The organism is Rhizobium sp. BR 315, from assembly GCF_050577975.1.
Taxonomy (GTDB): domain Bacteria; phylum Pseudomonadota; class Alphaproteobacteria; order Rhizobiales; family Rhizobiaceae; genus Rhizobium; species Rhizobium miluonense.
Genome location: NZ_JARWKZ010000073.1, coordinates 1 through 24,387, shown reverse-complemented (window position 1 = coordinate 24,387; position 24,387 = coordinate 1). Strand labels below are relative to the sequence as shown.

Below are 24,387 nucleotides of genomic sequence, written 5' to 3'. Positions count from 1 at the left end.
CTCCCAATAGCGTCTCGAAAGAATCATAGGCGCCAGTAAGCATGTTGATGTCGTCGAACCACCAGAACGCTGTCCAGATCAGTTCATAATTCGCCTCGAGTTGCTGGAGTGGGGTACCCCCGTCGTTGGCCAGCCGGATTGCCCTCATGAAACGGCCGTCCGTTTCCGACCGAGGCTTTTCCAATCCTCGAGACAACTTCGCTGCCAACAGCGCTTCAGTGGCTCTCTGCATCATCGTTCCGTCATAAGAAGACGGATCCTCCAGCTCCTTCTCGATTTCTGCCAATTGCCGCTGTCTTGAATAATCGACGGGTCCAAGCCCAAGGGGGTCGCTGCGGATCTCCCCCACCTGGAGATAATTGAACGCGAGATCTTTACGGCCCTTGTCGATGATCTGCTCGACTATCCAGGTGCGATCATGGATCGTCACGGGAAGTCCATGCTGGCGGCTAAGGGCGTCTTCAAGTGCGGCCCGAGCCTTGGATTTTGCAAACCTGCTCGTGACGCAAATGATTCGGTCGTACTTGCGCCCGGTCTCTACAATTCCTTGGACATCATCACGGATTTTTTGATGCCATTTCTCCTTGGCGCTGAATGCAAACGCCCATCGCTGTGAGGTAGCATCAACATCGCCTTCGAAATAGAGAGCACTGATCTCCGCCGCCACGGGAAAGGTCTCCGCATCGGCTTTGCTGTCACCACCGCCGTCCGGACCCGTCTGCCCCCGAAGGTTCGGACAAATTGCGCGTTCGCAAAGTTTGCGGCAGAAAGTCTCGAATGCGTGTGTTTGATTTCGGTTGGTCAGCGTATCGAGGTGATATTCGAAAAACCCGCGATCGAGTGAATAGGCCACACGATCTTCTGTATCCGAATAATACTCGGGCCGCAGTTCGCGCATGAAGCTTGACGGAGACCGGACTTTTGATGAAGTGGTGTTCATGCGAACATAGATAGAACAATTGAAGGCGCTCTTCTACGGGGCACCTGCGCAAAGTTGTGCTTAGAGGAGATAGTTTTGAATATCCGCACCCCCCTGGTCGCCGCAGCCACGGCGTAGCTTCGCTCAGTTTTTGAACACTCGCCGTCCAAGCTTCCGTTGACGCGCACGAAGTATAGGATAGGTTGCATCCTGGGGTAAGGGGATATCATTTGCCAGACGCACGAACTATTACCGTCAAGGAGACGATCGATCTTCTAGATGGACAATTTGCCGATGTCGCGAAGGGAATAGCTGAGGGCAGTTATGCTTTTTGGCTAGGCTCGGGCATTTCGCGCGAACGTGTAATCGGTCTTGACGGCGTTCTTGCCAAGCTAGTCGAGTTCTTGCGTGTGCACGTAACGACTGATCCCGGCTGCCGCTTTAAAAAGACGCTCGATCGGATCATCGAGTTGGCCGAGCCGACCCCAGATGAAAGCGCAACGATCGATATGTCAAAGCCGGCAACCGATTGGCCATGCCTCAAGAACATTGTGTCGCGGCTTTGGGGAAAATATTCTGAGGTCCTCTCGCAAGATGTCGAGAATGAAAAGCGGGACTATCTGCTTTGGGACGCGCTGGACTTCCCCCACACCTTCGCCAATCAGGAAGCGGATGCAGAACATCTGGCGATCGCAATACTCGCACTGGAAGGCGCGGTCTCCGAAATTGCCACTCCAAACTGGGATGGGTTGCTGGAAGGGGCGCTCGTGGAGCTTGGTCATTCGCTAGATTCTTTTCAGATCACTGTCGAGGGCACGGATCTCCGCGGCCCGCCGGCGGCGACAAAGCTTTACAAGTTCCACGGATGCGCGCTGCGCGCCATCGAGCTCGAAGCTGAATACCGCAAGCTCCTGATCGCGCGGAACGACCAGATTATAAGTTGGATGGACAACGCGACCTTTACCATTGTCCGCGACCAGCTCTCGGCCCTCATCCAACGCACGCGGACACTGATGATCGGTCTTTCGGCGCAAGATGCGAACATTCAACGCCTTTTCGGCAAGGCCGGGGCAATCAAGGGATGGAAGTGGGACGCGTCACCACCGCCGATTATGTTCGCCGCCGACCAACTAACGGCGGGACAAACCACCGTCCTTTCGGTGGCGTACGGCGACGACTACGATGACAATCGTCAGGAGATCGCTGCCTCGTCCTTGATCCGGGCTTACGGGAAACAGCTGCTTCTGGCTCTGGTCTTGTCGGTTACCACCCAGAAGCTAGAGATGATGGCAGCCGATGCCAGCGCGCCAAATTTGAGTGAAGCGGGTCGTGACGGGATTGCCGCGGGGCTGCGACATCTCCGCGACAGCGCCGCCAATGCTGCCGATGGGGATCGACTGGCTGCTATCAAACGGTTCGCGCAGGCACTCAGCCGCGCAAAATTTCAACTCCAGAATGGCGAAAACCCGGTCGACGCAGTTCAGTATTTCCCACTTGATCGCCGTCCCACTCACCAGATGAAAGGCGATATCGGGCTGGCGGTCACCGGACAGCGCGAAGCCGCCAATGCCTTAGGTTTGATCGGTCTAATAGCGCAGACTGGAGATTGGACGCTGGGTCTTGACGACCCAGCAGATCCGGCATCGGGTGCGCTGCACATTACGTCCTCTGTGGCGRACGCACGCGTTTTCTTTGCAGCAAACGACGATAATATTGCGAGCCTGATAGAGTGCGGCGCTTTTGCTGAAGACGACACAGATGTCGTGCTATTGTGCTCGAAGCGGGTAACAGCGCGTCAACAGAGAAATCCGAGTGCCAACTACAGGACCGGTGTGTCAGGACCGAGATATATCGCGTTCGGGCCGATGCTCCAGCAGACACCGGATTTGGACAGCTTGCTGTCTGATTTCCGCGCGGAGGTCGCCATATGAACACCGCAGAGCAGGTCGTCGAGATACTCAAGAAAGAAGGGCACTACCGCGAGCTGCCCAAACCCTTCAAGATCGGGACACTCAGTTTTGAGTTCACCTCGGCGCTCATCGCAACAGAGAAAGCAAATGATTTAGTAATCGTAATCGATCTCAAAAGCGACGTTCCTGATGAGGGGGCTGTCCGCAAGGTCCATGCTTTGACACGGGCTCTTGACGTTGTCCAATCCCGCAGGTCGGTTACGGCGGTGCTCACCCAGGGCCAGGCATCGTCTGAAACTGTCCATGCGATGAGCCGTGTATGTCGTGTCTTGCCGATCGGCACACCAGTCGGACAGAATGCTTCAGACCTCGTGCGTGACTGGGTTTCGGTACTACTACCTTTAAAAACGCCTGAAAGCGTCGAGAGCATGGTCCACTGGGAAGAAGACGTGCGTAAGTTCCTTTCAAAGGACACTCCGACCGATTTTGTTCAAAATGTCTTCGCCAGCGCGTTGACCGACAAGAGCGCCGTTGAAGCAGTGCTGCGCGACAAGGTGGCGGCGTCGATTTCGACCGCGATAGCCGAGGAAGGGAATGATCCATGACCGGTCCGCGGCTTAGCACCCTCGTCATTGAAAATTTCAGAAGCCTGCGAGGTAAGGTTGTCATTCCGCTCGATGCCCAGGTCATTCTGGTTCACGGCACCAATGGAATGGGCAAGACCAGCGTGCTATCGGCGATCGAGCTGGGTTTAACCGGCAAAATCCGCCATCTCGCCGAGGACGACAATGGTTACCAGCGGTTTCTCACACATCTTGAGGCAGACGGCGGCCGTATTGATCTAACGACGACCGCTCCATTGCGTGCTGACGGCAAGACCGCTGGTACTTTGGTTTTTGGTCAAAAAAGTCTTTTTAACGCCAATCCGCTACTTGCTGGCGATGATCTTGGTTTCTTTGCCGAGCGGTGTTATCTCCCGCAAGCCACGTTGGGACGGCTTCTTGAACTCTATGACGCCCAGAGCACTGACTCGGCTTCACCACTCACCAAATTTGTGAAGCAAATTCTTGGCCTTGATCCGCTTGATGCCATTGTTGACGGCCTACATGCCGCAGGTCACGTCTCGCGCATACGCAATCTCGTGCCTGGCTACAAAGACCTGGAAGCGCAGCGCAAAGGGGTTGCGACGGATCTTGTCTCGAACCAGAATCGGCTGTCGGTTGCAGTTGATGCCAAAAACGCGCGGCAAGAAACCGTTCGCAGTTTGTTGAAGACCTTACTCGCCGGTGAACCGGTCGCGTTGGCAACCGATCTTGATCCAGCAGCGGTCAGGGTTTTGCTACAAGACGAACGGACAGAAGACGAGACGTTGTCTCGCCTGACCAGGATGCGGTCGGAGCTGGTGGGGCTGTCGACAAGCTGGCAGTCAGTACCCGTGGATGCGGCAACGCGTGACCGGGCAGAACAGGAACGGCTCGAAACTCTGGCAATAGGCGCGCTTAGCCATTGGCGAAACGCTGCCGGCGGTGAGCTGCAGGCATTACTCGACGAAATAAGGCCATTCTTTCCGGACCTCCCATCATTCGATGCAGATCCAGAGGCTCTGCATAAAGCGACCTTGCAACGGGTGGTCGACGAGGCAAAGCGTTGCCGATCATTGTTGGCGGCAGGTGATGAAGCGTCTGTCACGCTTGCGAAAGCCGAAGCCACGATACAGCGGTCAAACGACAGAGTAGGGGAGCTTGATCGTCTTCTCCAGGCAAGCGCGCAGGATGTGCGCACACTTGCAAACGCACTAGCCGGGATAGCGCCGCATGTTGCAGGCGAGATCTGCCCGGTTTGCGATCGTGACTACAGCGAACATCAAAGTGGTCCGCTTTCGGCTCATATCGCGACCAAGATAGGCACTTTGACGACCGAGGCCGGCCGCCTTCAGTCTCTCGCCACAGAGCGGGCCGAAGAGACAACCAGACTTGACCAGGCTAGGCGCGAAAAGCTTGGAGTAGAGCGGTCGGTGCTTTCGCCCGAGGAGCGCGCGGAGCTTACCAATCGTGCCGGCAACATGGAAGGTTATGGACAGCGGCTCGGCGTGCTGTCGGGTGCTGCGAGCGACGGGACCCGTCTGACCCGCGAAGCATCGGCTGCGCAGAGCGTTGCTGCGTTGTCACGACGCCAGGACGACACATCCACGTCGATCCTGCCTGAGATTGACCGCCTGGTTTTTGAAGCCGGCGGACAGAGGGTTAGCGCATTTGCCAATCCGCAAGACGCGCTGGCGCAGACGATCGATACGATTGATCAGCAAATCGGCGCCGCGGAGGCGTTGATATCGACACGTGTTCGCGCCACTTCGGAATTGGGCCTGCTCGAGAATGATATCCAGCTCGTTCAGAAACTCGAAGCCACACGGAAAGAGCTGCTGGCACGATCCAAAGAGTTGGAGGATGCTGTCGCAGGTGTGGACCTTGTTCGCGAACACGCGAAGGATTTGGCAGAGGCCTCCGATAGAGCACGCTCGAAGATTGTCACGTCGGTGTTCAACAATACCTTGAACAAGGTCTGGCGGGATCTGTTCGTCCGCCTTGCGCCGTCCGAACAGTTTGTCCCCAGCTTCAGGCTTCCGCAATCGGAAAAGGGAAGTGTCGAGGCCGTCCTTGAAACAATCCATCGATCGGGCAAAGTGTCAGGTTCGCCCGGTGCAATGCTCAGCCAGGGCAATCTTAACACGGCAGCGCTGACACTATTCCTAGCCCTGCATCTTTCGGTTCCAGCCCGCATGCCGTGGCTTGTCTTGGACGATCCGGTCCAGTCGATGGACGACGTCCACATCGCGCAATTTGCGGCCCTCCTAAGGACTCTCTCCAAGGGTTTGGGCAAGCAGCTGGTGGTCGCCGTGCACGAGCGGGCGCTATTTGACTACCTTACCTTGGAACTGAGCCCGGCCTTCCCCGGCGATACGCTGATCTCCATTGAAATCAGTCGCAATTTTGAGGGCACGGCAGTCGCAACGCCTAGGGTTTTTGCCTACTCTGAGGATCGCGCCATCGCTGCATGACAGCGACAACTTGCAAGGTACGCGCTGGGAGATCACATCGGGACCCCGCCATGCTGGAGCTGAAGGCGCACAAGCGAGAACAGCGAATTCCGTGAGGTTCCTTTTGCGGGCAGGCCAACATTCAACGCTCTAGCTCTTACGGGAGATCGGGTTGTCCCGCATCCGTGTGGCCATGTAATCTCTAGTTATGGCACGACGTTCCAATCGCCCAAACAAAGATGCCGCTGCGCACACGGTTATTATCAAGGACCCGCTCACAATGTGGGAGAAGTTGGCTTGGGATGTCGACGTCTTCCAAGACATTCAGCGCTCCTATCCCACAGAAGAGCAGCCTCTGCTCTACTCTGCAATCAACGTTTGCATCAGTGCCTGGAGCCTTGAACAATGGACGTTGGCAGCTTGGACACAACACCTTCGCGACAACGGCGAGGCGCCAAGTAGACAAAAGTTCGATCAACTTGTCCAAACCTGTGTGCCAGAGCACCCGATCTGTTCGGCAATAGCCAATACAGCAAAACACGCTGCCTACCGGGACGGCGGTTGGCCCGATGGTGAAGTCTCTCTATCATGGGCTGATGGCGACGAGGACGTGCCGCCCGGCTTCATCCTCTACCATCTGTCTCCGGGTGGAGTTAGCCAAGCGCTTGCATTTAACACGTTCGGCCAAGTCCAGAGCAATTGGTGGCTTTTGCTGGTTTTAATTGGGTTCGCACACGGCGATCAGCCCTCTCCCAAGTGGATGCAGAATAAACTCAGACGGATTTTCGGTGAGCCCGACGGGTTGCTGCCAGCCGCCAATTAGCAACTTTATTTTTTTAAAAATTCTGCTTGACACCTTTTTTCGAATTCTATATGGTTCGATGATAGGAAATCCTCATATATGCCGTTGACTTTCGTCAAGCGATAACGTATGTTAACGCTTGTGGCTGTGCGTTGTGCATGCGCCTGAAATGGACCCGCCGAGCGGGAGAAAGAGAGTCACGTAAGCAATGAGGAATCCGAAACTCAATGTCCAAGAAATTTAAGTACGTCAACGAAGGCGCAAAGCGCGCTTTCATGAATTTGCCCACAGATATTAGAATCAATTTTTCAGCGGAGATACGAAGAGTCCAAGAGGGTGAAGATCCACTCGACGATTTCAAAGTTCTCAAAGGCGAATGGAAGGGCGTCATCGAACTGCGCGAAAACGGTTCGCCAGCCTACAGGGCTATTTACTGCGCGAAACACCTAGATACAGTGTATATCCTCCACGCCTTCACCAAGACCAGCGAGAAAGCTGATCAGAAGGAAATGGACACGGCTCTCGCGCGCTATAAAGAGATGATGGCGGAGGTTCGTGAACTGACCCAAGCGGAAGCCAGGGCGGCGAAAGACAAGCCGAAGAAAAAGTGACAGGCAGGAGGCCGTAACAAAGAGGGGCCGCTTACGCGGCCTCTTTTTGTTTTTCCTCGACCCGGCACACCACATGGTGGTTACCATCCAGCGATGGCCTGAAGCGGTAACCAAGCGTCGCGAGGTATCCAAAAAGTTTTTGGACTGAGAGTACGGCAATCTTGCCGCGGACGAGTTCACTTACCCGCGACTGCGGGATATCGAGCGCCGCTCCGATATCGGCGTTTTTCCAACCGCGTTCTTTGAAGATCGCAACCAGTGTGTTGACGAGGTCGGATCGCAACGTCAAATCCGCAGCCTCAATCGGATCGTCTGTGATTGAGTCGAAAATGTTGTCGTATTCGAGCTGTGTCATAGCAATTTCCAAACTTTAAAATTACATAATTCTGTAAATAGGTCAAAATGACGGACCCGTCAAGTTCGCAACAGGATATTCCTCACGCAGACCATGTTGTGCCTAGTGCGTTCGTCGAGCGGTATCCCTAAGGTCACTGCCAGTCGGCGTTGCAAAGTGCAAAAAAATATGACAGAAATCCTGTTAATGCAAAACGCGATGATTCCCGTGGGGCCCCGATGATTAGTGATGAGCGACGTTTTGAGTTTGAATCTGCGATCCGTCGGGACGTACCCCGCGATCTACTCGTCGAGATTGAACACCAGTTTGGGTTGGCCGCCCAGCAGGCCGAGGCCGCGGTAAGCGGGTCACAGGCGGCAGTCGCCCATGGAGTGTCACTCTCAAGACGGCGCGCAAGCCGAGCAACGGGTCTCGTCCGCTTTCAAATTATCGACGAGATGTTCGAGCAGATGCTCAACCGGCACGGTGCAGAATTCGTCAAGTCGGTTCCGATCGAACAGGGCCCGGATGAAATCAAAGACGCGCCGGTTTATCTCACCACTGGCCGCTTCGGACACACAATGATCGGTTTTGCATCCCATCGTGAAGTGGAAGATCTGCCGATCAAGAATGCGACCCGATCTGCATTGTGCAATCAAAACCGCGGACTGTCATACGACCTGTTTCATCCGCCGGAGATGTTTACCGACCGAGAACGTTTTGTCGTCATTATGGTCCGTCGTGATGCGCACGCTCTTGGAAAGATAGCGTCAATCACAGTCTGTGTTGCAGACGCACGATCTCAATCGTTCTTGTTTCAGGCTGATATCAAGGACTTCCTGGCTGGTTACGGATCGCAAGCTCAACCGGCGGCTAAGGCCTTCTCGCTTAAACAGGTGAAGAAGTCATTCAAGGCCTCCAAAAAGGACGGCCCGGCGGATGAGAAGAAAGGCAATGAAAATTAGGAACGACCGTGCGTAGTGGAGTGCAAAGTTTTGTTGGCGCGAGGTTGGCTGAAGCGAGGCAAGCGAGAGGGATAACTTCCCGCAAGGCGCTAGCCGATCTGATGCAGCGCGCTGCAAGCACAGTTATCCGTTGGGAAGAGGGCGAAACCGCACCAGAACCTGCTGCCTTAACAGAACTGGCTTCCGTCCTTCGCTTGCCAGAGGAGTTCTTCCTGACGCCGCGCCGTGAAGGAAGTGGCCTGTCGTTTTTTCGCTCCTTTGCCGGTGCCTTGCGCGGCGATCGCTTGTCACAGCAAGTCAGGTTGGCGTGGCTCGAAGATGTTACAGCGGTCGCTGAACATTACGCCCACCTTCCCGAGATAGATGTTCCCGATCTCCTACAGGGTCGAAATTTTCGCAATCTCCGCGATGAGGACATCGAGGTATACGCTCAAGCAGCAAGAGAGCACTGGGGCCTGGGTCTTCGCCCTATTCTTAACATGGTCGAGCTGCTAGAGCGGATTGGCGTCGTAGTCGCCAGCGAACCAATGGAAACCGATCAGCTGGATGGCCTGAGCCGCTGGGGATCGGACGGTCGCCCATACGTCCTGCTCGCCAGCGATAAACAGTCTTTTTCCCGGCGCCAATTTGATGCTGCTCATGAACTAGCCCACCTGGTGCTGCACCGAGCTGTGACCGAAGAGGAATTCGTCGAGAACTTCAAAGCAATTGAAGATCAGGCCCACCGCTTTGCGTCCGCGTTCTTGCTCCCGGCAAGCCAGTTCAGTGTTGAAATCGACACCGCCGCTATTTGGGAGCTGGAGCGACTGAAGGCGCGTTGGAAAGTCTCGATCAAGGCGCAAATTATGCGTCTGCAGCGGCTTCAGATTCTGGACAAAAGCTCTGCAACTCGCCTCTACAAAATCTACAGCGCGAAGGGCTACTCTAGGCGGGAACCGTTTGACGACATTTGGCCGATGCAGGAACCGACATTGCTCGCGGACGTGTTCAAGGCATTGGTCGATGCGGGACAAGTCACAAAAGAGGATTTGCGCGAAGATCTACCGTTGTTTCCGCATGACGTTGAAAGTCTCACAGGTCTGCCATCCGGATGGCTAAGCTTGCAGGCTGCGAGAGTCGTGGAGCTTAAGCCCGTCTTGACGACGCGTGACAATCCCGGAGGGGCTAGAGGAGAAGTAATTCCGATCAAACGAAACGGCGAGTGATAGCGCCCTTGGCTTCGGCCATCTCCAGCCGTTTGTTAAATATCGGAAATCATTGTTGCGGACAACATATCCCACCGTGTCGACGGTTCGTATCCGTTCAAGGCGATCGAGCCGATCCGCGCTAGGCACCCGAGAGATTTCCGTGAACCGACTGCGCGTTATCCAGGACTTTCGCATCAGCGCTGTGAGTCCGAATACCTTTTGCTCTTGCTTGGCCTGCTGCCTCGGTTCGCCTGTCGCATGGTTCTGACTATAGGCAACGAACCGGGTTCGGGTATTCGCTACCTATCGCGAAAATGCCAGCCAACCCGCGCACCCACTCATCAATCCCGCCGTGGTTCTGTTGACGCGCTTCATAGCCTTTAGGGACCTGACCGCGCTGCGAACCTTCGATGCAGCCGACAGATACAATGACAGCATGACGCCGGAGCAGCGCACCCAGGCGCTTGAGCAGATGAGCCTGCAGCGCTGGGAAAATGCCGAAAAGAAGCTACCAGCCTACCAGCCGCCTAAAAACGAGTTGAAGGGCGGCGAGGCGCGGTACCTGGTCGACTACCACGACTATTACATGACGCCGCGCGGCTACCATAAGCGTGCGGTCAGCTCCGGGAACGCCTGGACGATCACGACGTCGATGTCCTTCATGAACATGCTGATCCTGAGCTACATCAAGGAAATATCGCCGAGACCGGTCCTGTTCATTCACGGCGAGGGTTCATTCGCGCTACTTCAGCGAGACGGCCTTTGCCGCCGCGGTGGAGCCGAAGGAGCTCATGTTCATCCCCGGCGCCAGCCATATCGATCTCTATGACAGGATGGACGTGATCCCGTTCGACAAGATCGCCGGCTTCTTCAACCAGCACCCCGCCGCATAAGCGGCCGGTGGCGTCCGTGCCGGCAGGTATGGACGCCATGACGAGCGAAACCAAATCGCGATAGAAGAAATCCGATGGACTGCGCGCATCTTGGCCGCACCGGCCTCAAGGTCAGCCGCATCGCGTTCGGCACGATCGACTTGGCGAACTGACGGACGAGCCGATGAGCTTTTCCATCATGAACGATGCCCCTGAGGCGGAATCAACGTCTTCGACACCGCCGATCTGCATAAGGCCTAGTCGACGTCCTCGGCCACTGCTTCGCTTGTTCTCCAGGCCCGAAGGTCGTCTTCGGTGATATGAAGCGGGTTTTGTGCGGACGCGCCTTCTCTATCGAATTTCTCGCTTGCGATGCTTTCGAGTAGGGGACGATGGCGCTTGAGCAGGCCGACGGGGCCGACCGAGTCTGGATCGAGCGATTGCAGTGCGCTGGCATAGATGAAGACGTCGATCGTCGCTCCTTCCGCCGTCAACATTGGCCAGAAGAGACCTAGTTCCTTTGGCGCGGATGCGCCATGCTTATTGATAAGAGGCATTTCGTTTCCTGGAGGCATTTCTGTAGAGGGGACGCTCGCTGCAGCGGGGCTGCCCAAGCCCCAGTCCGCCCGCTTGAGACGAAAGGACGGTGCTAAAGTGGAGCGCGATGACAGGAAGTCAATCGTCTTCTCAGCGAGGTTCGGCACGCTCCCGAGACGACGAAGGGCGCTCGACCCTTCGGGGAGCGCCCTTCGAACCCGGACGATTACGAACGCGCGACAGAGCACCGTCGCTGCAGGCAATCATCGAATACGGGTGGTGAGCGGTAGATGGGAGGAAGGGGCCGGGAATTCAAGGCCATCTCGATCTCTTTTGCCCGAACCGGCAAGCCGAGGCAGGCATCGCAAATGCCGCAGCCGTCGTCGTCCATCGGCTGGTCGGCCCGCTGGCAGCACAGGCACAGAACCGAGCATCGCTGGCGTTCGCTTGCGACCGGCATCATGATTTCGAGCGCGTGGCCCGAAACGACATTAACGACGATTTCCTTCATCGCCCGCTTCTCCGTTGACCTCCATGGCACGAGATGAGATCTGCCAGGCACTTTGCAATGGAGCGTTCTCGCGGAAATCATCCCTCCGCCCCCACATGGTTCTGGCGCCGGGGGACTGGCAGCGGCTGCGCGCCATATGTCTCGATCATATCGCACGCACGTTTCCGCTTTGGACTTGCCGGTCTTGCGGTCCGGGCCGAGATCTAAGCTGGCCTTCGAACCATCGCGCAGCGGCCCGCCGGACTATCACGCGGAGACATCCTGTCCGCCATCGTCGGGCGTGATGAACCCGAAACCTTTATCCTGACAAACTTGGCCGTACCGGTTGCCATGAGTTCCTCGTAGCTGAGCGGCATTGTGCCGATGGCGAACATATTCGCACGTTCGGCGCTCGCAACCAGACATCATAGCCAGCGCACGGGAAAAAGGATACTTCGCGCGAAGGTTCAGTCTTTCGAGGGGCAGCTTGCCGCCGATTCAGGGAGGACGACTCCCTGCTTTGGTTCCTCGATAAGCTTTGAGCTTTCGGTCAATGATGCCGTGGCGCACACCACGGCATCGCCGTTGCCTATCGGATTGACATGAGAATTATATCTGTTATTCTGGATATATGGATAATGAAAAAGCGATAGCGGCGCTCGGCGCCTTCGCCCAGACCACGAGGCTGGAGACCTTTCGGCTGCTCGTGCGACACGAACCCGACGGCATTCCGGCAGGCGAACTCGCCCGTCTCATCGACGTGCCGCAGAACACCATGTCGGCGCATCTCGCCACGCTTTCGCGGGCCGGGCTCGTCACGAGCGAGCGGCAGAGCCGGTCGATCATCTACCGAGCCGATCTCAATGGTCTGCGCGAACTGACCCTATTCCTCCTGAAGGATTGCTGCGGCGGCTCGACGGAGCTTTGCGCGCCGCTCGTCGCCGAGCTGACGCCCTGCTGCGCGCCGGAGGCGAAGCTGTCATGAGCACGATCCGGCTGGAGCAGGTTGCAGGCAATGACATCGGTCTCAAAGCAGCTTTGATAGACGCCTATCTGCCAACCGGTGACGTCGAGGATCACGGCCGGACTTTCTTCAAAGCCGTGTCGGCGGATGACCGGATCGTCGGTTTCTCCGGCGTCGAGCGTTGTGGCGACGATTTTCTCCTCCGGTCGGTCGTCGTGCTTCCCGATCACCGCGGACAAAACCTGGGTGGGGCATTGGTCGAGCAGACCCTGGCCGGCCTCGGTCGGGATGGTGACGTCTTTCTCGCAACGACGAGTGCGGCGCTGTTCTTCGCACGTATGGGATTTTCGGAAGTTCAACGGGACAGCGTGCCCGCAGCCGTGCTGGCGACGCGCCAGCTTTCCTCGATCTGCCCATCGTCAGCGACCATCATGAGGCTCACCAGGCCGCCGACCTAACCACGGACCACGACCATGACTGACAAGACCTACAACGTGCTGTTCCTCTGCACGGGCAATTCCGCTCGTTCTATTCTTGCCGAATCCATCCTCAACAAGGAGGGCGGCGGACGATTTAAAGCCTTCTCCGCCGGCAGCCAGCCGAAGGGCGAAGTCAATCCGCATGCCCTGAAGGAGCTGGAAGCGTTGGGCTATTTATCGACGGGTTTCTCGTCGAAGAGCTGGGACGTATTCGCAGAACCCGGCGCGCCGCAGATGGATTTCATCTTCACCGTCTGTGACAGCGCCGCTGGCGAAGCTTGCCCGGTCTGGATCGGCCATCCGATGACCGCCCATTGGGGTGTCGAAGACCCCGCCGCCGTCACGGGCTCGGACGTCGAGATCCAGCGTGCCTTCGCTCAGGCCGCACGGTTCCTCAAGAACCGGATCGCGGCGTTCGTCAGTCTGCCGCTGGCATCCATCGACCGCATGGCGCTCGAAACGAAGCTTCGCCAGATCGGTGCGATGGAAGGTTCGACGTCGCCGCAGGGAAAGTCCGCCTGATGTCCACGTTCGAGCGTTATCTAACCATCTGGGTGTTCCTGTGCATCATCGCCGGTGTCGCCCTCGGCCATCTCATGCCCGGTCTCTTTCAGATCATCGGCGCGGCCGAGGTCGCCAAGGTGAACATTCCCGTCGCGATCCTGATCTGGCTGATGATCATTCCGATGCTGCTCAAGATCGATTTCCGGTCTCCGGCGCAGGTCGGCACCTTCTGGCGCGGCATCGGCGTGACCCTGATCATCAACTGGGCCGTCAAGCCATTCTCGATGGCATTGCTCGGCTGGCTGTTCATCGGCTGGTTATTCCGCCCCTACCTGCCTGCAGACCAGATCGACTCCTACATCGCCGGCCTGATCATCCTGGCCGCGGCTCCCTGCACAGCCATGGTGTTCGTCTGGAGCAACCTGACACGCGGGGAGCCATTGTTCACGCTGTCGCAGGTGGCGTTGAATGACGCCATCATGGTCGTCGCCTTTGCTCCGATCGTCGGCCTGCTGCTTGGCCTCTCCGCCATCACCGTGCCGTGGGATACGCTCGTTCTCTCCGTCGCTCTCTATATCGTCGTGCCCGTCATTATCGCACAGATCATCCGCCGCCGGCTCACGGCTGAAGGAACGGCGCGGGCATTGGATGGCGTGCTGGCAAGGTTGCAGCCTATTTCACTGGTGGCGCTGCTCGCGACGCTGGTTCTTCTCTTTGCCTTTCAGGGTGAACAGATCATCGCCCAGCCCGCTGTCATCGGCTTGCTCGCCGTGCCGATCCTGATTCAAGTCTATTTGAACTCCGGCCTCGCTTATCTGCTCAATCGGATGGCCGGCGAGCGGCATTGCGTTGCCGGCCCGTCAGCCCTGATCGGCGCCAGCAATTTCTTCGAACTCGCGGTTGCCGCTGCCATCAGCCTGTTCGGCTTCCAGTCCGGTGCGGCACTCGCCACCGTCGTCGGCGTTCTCATCGAGGTTCCGGTCATGCTGTCGGTCGTCTGGATCGTGAACCGCTCAAAGGACTGGTACGAGGCCGCCCCCGCTGTTTCCAGAACCACCGTTACCGAAAGGCACTGACCATGGACGCGACCATCTATCACAACCCCGCCTGCGGCACGTCCCGCAACACGCTGGCGCTGATCCGCGCGGCCGGGATCGTACCTGTTGTCATCGAGTATTTGCGGCACCCGCCGACGCGCGAGCAGCTTGCAACGATGATCGCGGACGCCGATCTGAACGTTCGGGAGGCCATTCGCGAGAAAGGCACGCCTTATGCCGAACTCGGTCTGGAAGACCCGGACCTGACCGACAATCAGTTGCTCGACGCAATGATCGCAACACCGATCCTCATCAATCGCCCCTTCGTCGTGACTCCCCTCGGCACCCGGCTCGCGCGTCCGTCCGAGGTCGCCCTCGACATCCTGCCAGATACCTTCAAGGGGCCGTTCTTCAAGGAGGACGGTGAACAGATCATCGATCAGGAGGGAAAGCGCATTGCCTGATACGTTCCCCGCATTGCAAGGCGATCACCTGCACTCGATCGATCTCGACGCCCTGCGTCCCGCAGTCTCGACGCACAGGCCACGCATCCTGATCCTCTACGGTTCACTGCGCGATGTATCCTATAGCCGCCTGCTCGCATTCGAGGTCCGCCGCCTACTCGAACGGCTCGGATGCGAGGCTCGCATGTTCGATCCAAGGGGGCTGCCGCTGCCTGACGAAGCGCCGGTCAGCCATCCGAAGGTGCAAGAATTGCGCGAGCTTTCGCAATGGTCGGAGGGGCAGGTCTGGGTCAGCCCGGAACGCCATGGCGCGATGACCGGCATCATGAAGTCGCAGATCGACTGGATTCCGCTCTCGGTCGGATCGGTCCGGCCGACGCAGGGCAAGACGCTCGCGGTCATGGAGGTCTCGGGCGGTAGCCAATCCTTCAACGCCGTGAACCAGATGCGTATCCTCGGCCGCTGGATGCGCATGATCACCATTCCGAACCAGTCCTCGGTCGCCAAAGCCTATCAAGAGTTCGACGCCGAGGGTCGAATGAAGCCCTCATCCTATTACGACCGGGTGGTGGACGTCTGCGAGGAACTGGTCAAGTTCACCATCCTCACGCGCGATGCGTCCGCCTATCTCACCGACCGCTACAGCGAGCGCAAGGAACAGGCGGCTGAGCTTGAGAAGCGCGTCTCGCTGCGTTCAATTTGACGGGCTCGGGATGGCGACAAGCGTCCGCCTGGTCGCCATCGCAACCGCGGTAAAGGCTGCGATGCCGATGGAGCCGAGGGCTGCGCTCAGGACGAGCGATGCGCCTATGCCGACATGCTCCATCGTCGCCGCGAAGGCAAAGGGCGCCGCAGCGCCAGCAGCCAGTCTTGCTGCCGCCATCTTGCCGGTGAGCGCGCCATATCCATCCGAGCCAAACAGGTAGAGGGGCAAGCTGCCCTGCGCGATGCTGTTGATGCCCGATCCGAGGCCGAGGCAAATCGAGAAGGCGACAGCGCCGGGGAGCCAGTTGCCTGACAGGGCCAAGATAACGACGCTCAGCACCATGAAGGTCGCGCAGACAACCGCAAGGCCCGGCGGCGCTAGCCGCGTGCCGAAGATCATGTTGATCAGGCGGCTGAGAACCTGCGCGGGTCCGAACAGCGAGCCGATGACGACGGCGGCACTCCCGAAGCCGAGCGCACCGAGCATCGGCACCATATGCGCCAGCATCGCGCCAAGCGTGAAGCTCAGCAGCGCGAATGCAGCGGACACGACGATCACTGCGCCGCGTCGGCGCTCGCGCGGAATAGCTCCGACGACAGGCTCGCGCATGGGTCTTTGCCTGCCGGCCGCGGMAACCTTTCCCTTCAGCATGATCCAGACGTGAAACGGCATGCAGACGAGAAGATTGAGCCCGGCATAGACCAGATAGATTTCCCGCCACGAGAGATAGCCGAGCAGCGCCGTGGCGATCGGCCAGAAGATCGTGGAGGCGAAGCCGGCGATCAGCGTGAGACAGGTGATGCTCCGCGACGCGGATCGGGGATCGGCTTCCACCAGCGCCGCGAACGCGGCCTGGTACTGGACCATGCCGGACGATATCTCCAGGAGGACGATGGCAAGGGCGAAGATCGCCACCGAAGGCGACCAGGCGCAGAGGATCAAGGTCAAGGCGGACAGCGCCGAGCCGATTGCCATCACGGTCGCCGCGCCGATACGGTCCATCTGGCGGCCGATATAGGGCGCCGACAGGCCGCCAACGAAGAGCGACGCCGAGAACACGGCAAAGACCTGCGCGACGGTGATGCCGAGGTCAGCCGCCATGCCGGGGGCCAGAATGCTGAAGCTGTAGTAGAGGGTGCCGTAGCCGATGATCTGGGTCAGGCCGAGCGCGGCGACGATGCCGACAGGAACCTTCGCACTACGCACGGACGCCGCCCTCGCTGCGCGCGGTATCGGTGCTGCAGCAGCCATCGGATCGCCCGACGCTCTCGCGGATTGTCGGATGCCCGGCGCAGCAATCCTCCATCAGGAATTTCACGAGATCGGCCAGCGCATCGTAGTTGGCGCTATAGACAATCGAGCGGGATTCGCGCCGCTGCGCGATAAGGCCTGAGCGCTCCAGCTCCTTCAGATGGAAGGACACATTCGAGGGCGAGACGCCCATCCGTTCGGCGATCACGCCGGCGGCAAGCCCGTCCGGTCCTGCGACGACCAGCGTGCGGACGATGGCGAGGCGCGTTTCCTGCGACAGGGCCGCGAATGATGTGAGGGCTTGACGCTCGTCCATATTTCAATAATCCTTGAACCATTGAACAGCAGGAGTAGCGCACATGACCGTAATCGACAAGACTTGAATCGGTCTGTCCGTTTATCGTGACCCACGCATCGTAATGAAGTTGCTTCTGATCCCAAGCTTTTGCGTCGCTCTAGCTGGGGCAGGGTCAAATGAAACTGGGGCAAATCCGACCGATATTCAACACTGAATTTTCGCTGATCGCGCTTGTGCTCTGCGTGTGCCATCCAGCTACTGTTGCCACGTCTACTTTCGGTTGCAGGAATTATCGGAAGGGAGGAGGCGCTCGCCGTTCGACGCGACTTCCTCGACGACGATCCGTCGGTTAGAAGCGAGATGGCTGTGGGCCGGAAATAGCCGGCCGATGTCAGGCGGCTTTCCGACGAGAAAAGGGTGGTCCGCTCAGAGCGGGATGGTCGCGCGAGCGCCGTCGCCCCCGAAAAGTGGAACACACGCTTGCGAGCGCAGATTGTCTACGGCCGGGCAGGGACTTAAGTCCTACGCCGAAACATGTTGCACAATACCGCGTTCTAGCAACTTCGGAGATAGGAAGAATTGGGGGGATAAGCCGATGTCGATCGAACTCTGGGACCCGGCCGTCGAAATCGCTGTCGACAACGGCGACCACTTCAAGAGCATAACGAATACGCGAGACGCCTTGGCATGCCTAATGACCACTTGGCCGGAACAAAGAGGGTAAAGCTTTCGCGGCAGCCCGCAAGGCATGCATCGTGGCTATTGAGGGCCGTATCGACGCTTCTCTCGCCGTCGACGCTTTCAAAGCGGCTGCCCTTGAAGTTGGTATACTCCGACAGTAGCAAGACAGCCGACCCTGAGGCTAGAAACGCTTTGATCGCCATAGCGCGAACGCAAATCCGGCTAGGCCGATCATCATGGCTAGCCGAGCGAGTCCGATTGTTCGCTGTTCTGTATCTCGGGAAATCAGCCCCTTATTCTGATGGCGAGTCCGTATCTGACGCACCTGCTTCCTGAGACGGGCCAGCTCCTTATGGGGGTTCATTTCCTGGGGGTGGATGCCGACAAAATTCTCGTGAACATCAACGACACCCCTCGGCACGGGCAAGCCTATTTCTTCCATCGTCGTCCTCCCGCTTTTGGTCGGAAAACCGTAGCTAACGAGCTTTGTTCCAGATCGTCGTACAACACGCTGTTACCCATTGACGCGGCCGTAATAACTGCGTTCTTGTAACGAATGTTTTGCCCGCCCCCGGTAGGTTGAGAAAGACGCGGTCAATGCGCCTACTCTTCTCCGATTTGAAGGCTTTTGAACCAGTTTGCGTAGGGAGTGTTTTTGGCAAGGTGCCTATTGTAGTCTGGCGCACCATCACTCCACCAGGCGGGGCCGCGTTCTCCCAAAGCGAACTTCACCGTGTGGACGCGATGTCTAGCCTCCGTCTTGGCGTCCTTGCCGCTTCCCGCATCTCGCAATGCGCGCCGCGCAGACATCAGTTCATCTACCAGGCGTTTGCACTCTTCTTTGGACAGCGCGAGATTGCTTGTGCGCCAGAGACGACCCTCGCGACAAAGTATTGCCCGTCGGTGGTCGTGGGGTAAGGATTGTTTCCTGTTGGTTGTCTCGGCATGCGTCAGGAACTTTCGCGAGCCGCGTTGGTTTCATAACCCGAGGTCGCGGCGTGCCAATCGGGGATCGACGGAGATGGTGAACGCAGCGGTTTCCCGATCTCTCGCTGCGGGTCTGCCAAGCTAGTTGGCCCGTCCTCCACGTATGACTTCTTCGTCACAGCATCCAATCGTGCCACTTTTCGCATGAAATTCGATTCAGGCCAGCAGGAATACAGCTGCTCGATCTTGGTCGCGTTCTAGTGTCATTGGTACACGCAGGGTATTCCATGGCGTATCTTTTCGACCGCGCGCGGGCGTCGCCATCGAGGCCGAAAGAGGGACACAAAAAATATCTATAACAGCTGTGACATATGCCTCCAACAAAGGTGGGTAGTACCCACCTCTCTAGCTTCAAGGCCGGTAAAGGCGCAATACCGCGCTGTTATTTGATAACCTCGCTCGTGTATCGGATCGCAAACGCTAGTTGTCATTGCAACTTTGTCTGATAGGTTCAAAAAGACAGAATATTTGCGATATGTACACCCAGTACATACGCGACGCCAAAATACGTCTTTTTCGATGCTCCCTACTGAATGAGGTCTTTCATGAACCGTTTGACGACACCGTTCGACTTATTAGGTCGGGCCCGCCGGCTACGGTCGCAGTGCTCAAACTGGCGAATTGCTTATCGTCAGCATGTCCAGAGTGCCGCGAGAAAACGCGGCCCAATTATAGTTTTGGATGGTTGTGTATGGGTCTGCGATTCGGCAGAGGGCTTCCCGGATGAATTCGGCTCGGGGTACACGCTACCAGCCATCTTTCCTGAGCCAATTGAACTAGTGAAATGAACGCAGCCGGAAAAACGGTAGGCTTTGCGGCCTCCGCTCCAGCAGAGGTTTATGCCGAAACTATGGCTCCAATCGAGGTTTCTCACCGACCATTGGGTCGATCATCGCGAACTCGTCGGAGCGGAAACCTAAACTGACCGGCCGCATCATGCGGAAGCGAAATAATCGGGCGGTCGAATGCTGGGTCTACCGCGTCAATTCAATCGCCACCCACTTGGACGAAGAGCTAGGGTTCTTCTCGATCGAGATGCCGAATGCTCCGCTGGCCTGTCATCTGTAAGCGATCAAGTCGAGCGAAACGATGCTGGGGCGCAGGAAGCCGACCGGCACGCTGGTGCTCTAACCCTGAAAAGCCACAGAGTATTGAAGGCCGAGCGTGGGCTGATCGTCGCCGGTCGTTTCGCATTGGAAGGAGCCCCTGCGATCAATGATCTGCTGGTATAGCCGATCGGTGTACTCCTATCTTTGAAGCCCGAGGCAATCCGGACATATCTTCGAAGGAAGCTTGGCCGATACATCAATAGTTTCTGCTATCCGCTTACAATCGCGCAACCGGACGCCAATCGTCACGGTACTGATGTTAATTCGGCGGAACCGATCATCGAGCAGGACCGTAGTCTGGCGCAAGGCAATTATCATCAGTGGACGTTAATGCCGCGTACGGCGACGGCAAGAGCCAGTTCACACGCGACTGTAGCGGGATGATTTCGATCAATTGTTCCAGAGAATATAATTTCAAGAATTCGATTGCATTATTCTGCAATTGTCTACATCTTTTAGCTTCGACATTCCTGTATCGTCCGATAATGAGGAACCGCTGATGTCCGCAAGCCCGGAAGTTTACGGCTTTTTTGATCCTGTAACTTTTTCAATTCAGTATGTCGTCGTCGACGCGGCAACGATGAAGTGCGCAATTATCGACCCGGTGCTCGACTATGACGCCAAGTCCGGCGCGACGTCCACGACACATGCTGACAAGATTCTCAAGTTCATTTTGGATAGAGGCTACGAGATCACTTGGATCCTCGATACCCACCCGCACGCGGACCATTTTTCGGCCGCCGCTTATCTGAAGGAAATGACCGGCGCACCCACTGCGATAGGGGAAATGGTTGTTAGTGTTCAGAATTTGTGGAGGCGTTTCTATAACTGGCCCGACTTTCCTGCAGACGGATCGCAGTGGGATAAGTTGTTCGCCCATGGCGAAACCTTCAAGGTCGGAAGCATAGACGCCAAGGTGATGTTTTCGCCCGGCCACACACTTGCCTCGATTACCTACGTGATCGGAGACGCCGCCTTTGTGCATGACACCCTGTTCATGCCCGATTCCGGTACAGCTCGAGCGGACTTCCCCGGAGGTAGCGCACGGCAACTCTGGAGCTCGATCCAGGACATTCTAGCGCTGCCCGACGAAACTCGTATCTTTACCGGACACGACTACCAACCGGGCAATCGTGAGCCGCGATGGGAATCGACCGTTGCCGAGCAGAAAGCGAATAATATCCATATATCTGTCTTCAAGACCGAAGCCGAGTTCATCGCCGCTCGCGTGGCTCGTGACAAAACACTAGCGATGCCGAACCTAATCCTGCACGCGCTGCAGATAAACACAAATGCTGGGCGGCTGCCGCAACCTGAAGACAACGGGCTGCGCTATCTTAAGATACCGATTAATCTGATTGGAGGAGCAGCGTGGCACCAATGACGCGTTTGTCCTGCGAAGCCGCAGATATGAGATCGAACGTTGATGAGGCCTCCGACTTTTTGAAGAAGTTGTCGCATCCGGACCGTCTGCTCGTGTGTTGCGCGCTCGCCGACGCGGAGCGCTCCGTGCGCGAGCTTGAGGACCTTCTTGGAATCCGTCAGCCTGGGCTTTCGCAGCAGCTTGCCGAGCTGCGTAAGATCGGCCTTGTCGCTGCTCGCAAAGAGGGCAAGCAAGTGTTTTATCGGTTGAACGACCCACGGGTAGCGACGTTCATCACCACGATGCACACACTCTTCGGCAGACAACACGAAGTGTCCTGCGCCTCGTAAAAAATAGGTGTCACTATCGCAGAGTGACTTGTCTCATTCTATCTTGCCGGATTATCATGAATCGCCTCTCCCGATATCTACCCATCCTCCAATGGGGCCGTACTTACGACGGTACGATGCTGACCAGCGACTTTCTTGCTGCCGTTATCGTTACCACCATGCTTATTCCTCAATCGCTGGCCTATGCGATGCTGGCCGGACTACCCGCGGAAGTCGGGCTCTATGCGTCGATCTTCCCGCTTGTAGCCTACGCATTGTTTGGAACAAGTCGGACGTTGGCCATTGGACCTGTCGCCGTCGTGTCACTTATGAGTGCCTCATCGATATCGGAGGTTGCTGCACAAGGCACAGCCAGCTATGTTGAAGGGGCTCTTGTACTGGCATTGCTGTCAGGGTTCATACTACTCGCGATGGGACTGTTCCGCCTAGGTTTCCTAGCGAATTTCTTATCGCATCCCGTTATCTCTGGTTTCATAACTGCAGCGGCTCTGTTGATCTCAGCCGGGCAAATTGGCCACATTATGGGCGTCAAGGGCCGTGGCGACACGCTGCCCGAAATCGTCTATGCGTTGGCCATTCAACTTGGCAATGTCAATCCTGTGACCTTTGCAGTTGGAAGTTTGGTATTGATCTCCCTCTATGCCTCTCGCAAGGGTTTGAAACCGATGCTGGTCATGGCGCGAATGCCCGCGCGCCCAGCAGAAATCATTTCAAGGGCCGCTCCATTGGTCACAGTCGCAGCTACAACGTTACTTGCCACTGTTTTCGATCTTGGTGCTCATGGCGTAGCACTCGTGGGCACCATTCCGGCGGGACTGCCGTCGTTGGGCTTTCCCCACATATCGCTCGACCTGATCGCCACGCTAGCCATGCCTGCCTGCCTCATCTCAGTCGTCGGTTTTGTAGAATCCGTGTCAGTGGCGCAGACGCTCGCCGCAAAGCGACGCCAGCGGGTCGATCCTGACCAGGAACTAATTGGCCTCGGTGCAGCCAACGTCGCAGCTGGTCTCTCGGCGGGCTATCCGGTTACCGGTGGCTTAGCCCGCTCGGTGGTCAATTTCGAAGCCGGCGCCGCCACCCCGTTAGCGGGTGCGTTCACTGCTGTGGGCATTGCGGTCGCTGCAATGTACCTTACGCCACTACTCTCCAATCTGCCACGTGCAACTTTGGCGGCCACCATCATCGTCGCGGTGCTGTCTCTGGTAGATTTCGCCGCGATGCGACGCGTCTTTCTATATTCCAGATCCGACTTCGCGGCGATGGCTGCAACTCTCGTCGTCACGCTCGGCCGAGGTGTGGAACTCGGCATCGTAGCCGGAGTGCTCCTCTCGCTACTTCTCCATCTTTACCGAACCAGCCGACCACACATGGCCGTCGTCGGTCAAGTTCGCAACACGGAACACTATCGTAACGTGGACCGTCATTCGGTCGCAACCTGGCCGGAAATCCTTTCAGTGCGAGTTGACGAAAGCCTATATTTTGCCAACTCGCGCTATCTTGAAGACCAGATCGCGGAGATGGTCACCAACCGGCCTGCGGTGAAGCACGTCGTACTGATGTGTTCGGCCGTGAATGCTATTGACGCGTCTGCGCTGGAAAGCCTAGATGAAGTAGGCCGCCGGCTCACCGAAAGCGGAATCGGCTTTTACCTTTCAGAGGTGAAGGGTCCGGTAATGGACCGGCTTAAGGGAACCGAATTCTTGAGCAGTCTAAACGGGAAAGTTTTCCTCAGTCAGCATGAAGCAATCCAAACACTGACCAAGCTGGAATACGAACCATCCCCATGATTGTCGGCGATTACGGTGTAAGCGGTCAACAGATGGCGTCTGGCTTGAAATTCCAGGGCATCGCGTTTCGATTTCGGCTATCGAGAAGCCTTAGGCGACAGCCAATTTGCGGATAGCGACCTTGGCGACATACTACTCATCTGATGATGCCCCTTATAATATAAGGGGCTTTTGGAGTAACTTCTGAGACTCCGTACACCGTGATCGCCGGGCATCGCCCTCGTGGTGCAAGGTGTCGTGTTGAAGGTTCGAAAGTTGGATTATCCAACGCGCTCCGTGCATAGCAGGGGAGCAGCAAGAACGCCGCTTGTGCTCACGTGATCTGGGTGTCGCCACCCTGCTAATTAATGACAGGTGCCAATGTGTCGTCAAGGGTATTGTCAATGATTTCCTTGATCAGAAAGCGAATGATTTTTGCGCGCGTCGACGGCGCTCATATGCCTCTCCGCGGGATTCAGTCCTTCAAAAACTGTCCCTTTGCTGACAAACGCGCTCCGTGGAATCACCTAAACCCTGATGTTGCATTCTGGGGGAGTCAGGCAGTTGCGGTCGTTTTAAGGGTTGCGGTCTGCCTAAATGACCTGGTTCGACGACTTTCACGGCCACTTTGCGACTGCAATTAGAGACAGCGCCCAGTCGAAGTAGGCGGTCTCTCGTTCCATCACGGAAGTTGAAGGGCACGGATAAATGAAAGTTTCTGGCGCAACTTCGCTGGGCATGACACCCTACTGACAGCCCTCCGATCC

23 protein-coding genes and 2 pseudogenes are annotated in these 24,387 nt (G+C 57.1%); 18 read left to right on the top strand and 7 right to left on the bottom strand.

Annotated elements, in window-relative coordinates; all coding sequences use genetic code 11:
* A partial coding sequence (locus tag QD409_RS32615; RefSeq protein ID WP_430764740.1) for a hypothetical protein occupies positions 1-940 on the bottom strand: 940 nt, incomplete at its 3' end.
* A gap of 209 nt (positions 941-1,149) precedes the next feature.
* Here QD409_RS32615 and QD409_RS32610 point away from each other — a divergent pair.
* The 5 genes from QD409_RS32610 to QD409_RS32590 all read left to right on the top strand — a co-directional run bounded on the left by QD409_RS32610 (position 1,150) and on the right by QD409_RS32590 (position 7,276).
* Positions 1,150-2,850, top strand: a complete 1,701-nt coding sequence (locus tag QD409_RS32610) for an SIR2 family protein (RefSeq protein ID WP_430764739.1) — start codon at positions 1,150-1,152, stop codon at positions 2,848-2,850.
* On the top strand, positions 2,847-3,434 hold the full coding sequence (locus QD409_RS32605; RefSeq protein ID WP_430764738.1) for a hypothetical protein: 588 nt from the start codon (positions 2,847-2,849) through the stop codon (positions 3,432-3,434). Before QD409_RS32610 ends, QD409_RS32605 begins: the two co-directional genes overlap by 4 nt.
* Positions 3,431-5,884, top strand: coding sequence for an AAA family ATPase (locus QD409_RS32600; RefSeq protein ID WP_430764737.1), 2,454 nt, complete (start codon positions 3,431-3,433; stop codon positions 5,882-5,884). The genes QD409_RS32605 and QD409_RS32600 overlap by 4 nt, the downstream gene beginning before the upstream one ends.
* A gap of 259 nt (positions 5,885-6,143) precedes the next feature.
* On the top strand, positions 6,144-6,686 hold the full coding sequence (locus tag QD409_RS32595) for a hypothetical protein (protein WP_430764736.1): 543 nt from the start codon (positions 6,144-6,146) through the stop codon (positions 6,684-6,686).
* A 206-nt stretch (positions 6,687-6,892) separates the two neighbouring features.
* A complete protein-coding gene (locus tag QD409_RS32590; protein WP_430764735.1) occupies positions 6,893-7,276 on the top strand; it encodes a type II toxin-antitoxin system RelE/ParE family toxin in 384 nt (127 codons plus the stop codon).
* Positions 7,277-7,307: 31 nt separating this feature from the next.
* Here QD409_RS32590 and QD409_RS32585 read toward each other — a convergent pair whose 3' ends face one another.
* Positions 7,308-7,631, bottom strand: a complete 324-nt coding sequence (locus QD409_RS32585; protein WP_430764734.1) for a helix-turn-helix domain-containing protein — start codon at positions 7,629-7,631, stop codon at positions 7,308-7,310.
* Between the two features lie 218 nt (positions 7,632-7,849).
* On the opposite strand from QD409_RS32585, the gene QD409_RS32580 reads away from it, so the two are divergent.
* The 3 genes and pseudogenes from QD409_RS32580 to QD409_RS32570 form a co-directional block, all read left to right on the top strand.
* Positions 7,850-8,575: a hypothetical protein gene (locus QD409_RS32580; RefSeq protein ID WP_430764733.1), complete on the top strand. Its 726-nt coding sequence runs from the start codon at positions 7,850-7,852 to the stop codon at positions 8,573-8,575.
* Positions 8,576-8,583: 8 nt separating this feature from the next.
* A complete protein-coding gene (locus QD409_RS32575) occupies positions 8,584-9,780 on the top strand; it encodes a helix-turn-helix domain-containing protein (protein WP_430764732.1) in 1,197 nt (398 codons plus the stop codon).
* Between the two features lie 406 nt (positions 9,781-10,186).
* A pseudogene (locus QD409_RS32570) lies at positions 10,187-10,655 on the top strand (alpha/beta hydrolase); the annotation flags it as partial.
* A gap of 236 nt (positions 10,656-10,891) precedes the next feature.
* Here the strand turns inward: QD409_RS32570 and QD409_RS32565 are convergent.
* The 3 genes and pseudogenes from QD409_RS32565 to QD409_RS32555 form a co-directional block, all read right to left on the bottom strand.
* Complete coding sequence (locus tag QD409_RS32565; protein ID WP_430764731.1) at positions 10,892-11,191, bottom strand: hypothetical protein; 300 nt, start codon at positions 11,189-11,191, stop codon at positions 10,892-10,894.
* Positions 11,192-11,397: 206 nt separating this feature from the next.
* Positions 11,398-11,682 carry a hypothetical protein gene (locus QD409_RS32560; RefSeq protein ID WP_430764743.1) on the bottom strand — a complete coding sequence of 95 codons (285 nt, stop codon included), beginning with the start codon at positions 11,680-11,682 and terminating at the stop codon, positions 11,398-11,400.
* A 162-nt stretch (positions 11,683-11,844) separates the two neighbouring features.
* Positions 11,845-12,014, bottom strand: a pseudogene (locus QD409_RS32555) (cold-shock protein); the annotation flags it as partial.
* Positions 12,015-12,292: 278 nt separating this feature from the next.
* Between QD409_RS32555 and QD409_RS32550 the strand changes: the two are divergent.
* From QD409_RS32550 to arsH, 6 genes are read left to right on the top strand one after another with little or no spacing between them, the layout of a single operon-like run.
* Complete coding sequence (locus QD409_RS32550) at positions 12,293-12,646, top strand: ArsR/SmtB family transcription factor (protein WP_430764730.1); 354 nt, start codon at positions 12,293-12,295, stop codon at positions 12,644-12,646.
* Positions 12,643-13,083: an arsenic resistance N-acetyltransferase ArsN2 gene (gene arsN2, locus QD409_RS32545; protein ID WP_430764729.1), complete on the top strand. Its 441-nt coding sequence runs from the start codon at positions 12,643-12,645 to the stop codon at positions 13,081-13,083. The genes QD409_RS32550 and arsN2 overlap by 4 nt, the downstream gene beginning before the upstream one ends.
* 15 nt (positions 13,084-13,098) lie before the next feature.
* The gene (locus QD409_RS32540; RefSeq protein ID WP_430764728.1) at positions 13,099-13,626 is read left to right on the top strand and encodes an arsenate reductase ArsC; all 528 of its coding nucleotides are present in this window, start codon (positions 13,099-13,101) and stop codon (positions 13,624-13,626) included.
* Positions 13,626-14,684 (top strand): ACR3 family arsenite efflux transporter, encoded by a 1,059-nt coding sequence (gene arsB, locus QD409_RS32535; protein WP_430764727.1) that lies wholly within the window; start codon positions 13,626-13,628, stop codon positions 14,682-14,684. Before QD409_RS32540 ends, arsB begins: the two co-directional genes overlap by 1 nt.
* 2 nt (positions 14,685-14,686) lie before the next feature.
* Complete coding sequence (gene arsC, locus QD409_RS32530; RefSeq protein ID WP_430764726.1) at positions 14,687-15,109, top strand: arsenate reductase (glutaredoxin); 423 nt, start codon at positions 14,687-14,689, stop codon at positions 15,107-15,109.
* Positions 15,084-15,812: an arsenical resistance protein ArsH gene (arsH, locus tag QD409_RS32525; RefSeq protein WP_430764742.1), complete on the top strand. Its 729-nt coding sequence runs from the start codon at positions 15,084-15,086 to the stop codon at positions 15,810-15,812. Before arsC ends, arsH begins: the two co-directional genes overlap by 26 nt.
* Here arsH and arsK read toward each other — a convergent pair.
* Together arsK and QD409_RS32515 are read right to left on the bottom strand one after the other, a co-directional pair.
* Positions 15,804-17,066, bottom strand: coding sequence for an arsenite efflux MFS transporter ArsK (gene arsK, locus QD409_RS32520; protein WP_430764725.1), 1,263 nt, complete (start codon positions 17,064-17,066; stop codon positions 15,804-15,806). The genes arsH and arsK overlap by 9 nt on opposite strands.
* Positions 17,014-17,382 carry an ArsR/SmtB family transcription factor gene (locus QD409_RS32515; RefSeq protein WP_306035977.1) on the bottom strand — a complete coding sequence of 123 codons (369 nt, stop codon included), beginning with the start codon at positions 17,380-17,382 and terminating at the stop codon, positions 17,014-17,016. The genes arsK and QD409_RS32515 overlap by 53 nt, the downstream gene beginning before the upstream one ends.
* Before the next feature lie 737 nt (positions 17,383-18,119).
* Between QD409_RS32515 and QD409_RS32510 the strand changes: the two genes are divergently transcribed.
* From QD409_RS32510 to QD409_RS32495, 4 genes are all read left to right on the top strand, one after another.
* Positions 18,120-18,206 (top strand): hypothetical protein, encoded by an 87-nt coding sequence (locus tag QD409_RS32510; RefSeq protein ID WP_430764741.1) that lies wholly within the window; start codon positions 18,120-18,122, stop codon positions 18,204-18,206.
* Positions 18,207-20,640: 2,434 nt separating this feature from the next.
* Positions 20,641-21,525: an MBL fold metallo-hydrolase gene (locus tag QD409_RS32505; RefSeq protein ID WP_430764724.1), complete on the top strand. Its 885-nt coding sequence runs from the start codon at positions 20,641-20,643 to the stop codon at positions 21,523-21,525.
* Complete coding sequence (locus tag QD409_RS32500) at positions 21,522-21,854, top strand: ArsR/SmtB family transcription factor (protein WP_430764723.1); 333 nt, start codon at positions 21,522-21,524, stop codon at positions 21,852-21,854. The genes QD409_RS32505 and QD409_RS32500 overlap by 4 nt, the downstream gene beginning before the upstream one ends.
* A gap of 56 nt (positions 21,855-21,910) precedes the next feature.
* Positions 21,911-23,641 carry a SulP family inorganic anion transporter gene (locus QD409_RS32495; RefSeq protein WP_430764722.1) on the top strand — a complete coding sequence of 577 codons (1,731 nt, stop codon included), beginning with the start codon at positions 21,911-21,913 and terminating at the stop codon, positions 23,639-23,641.
* The last annotated feature ends 746 nt before the right edge of the window (positions 23,642-24,387 follow it).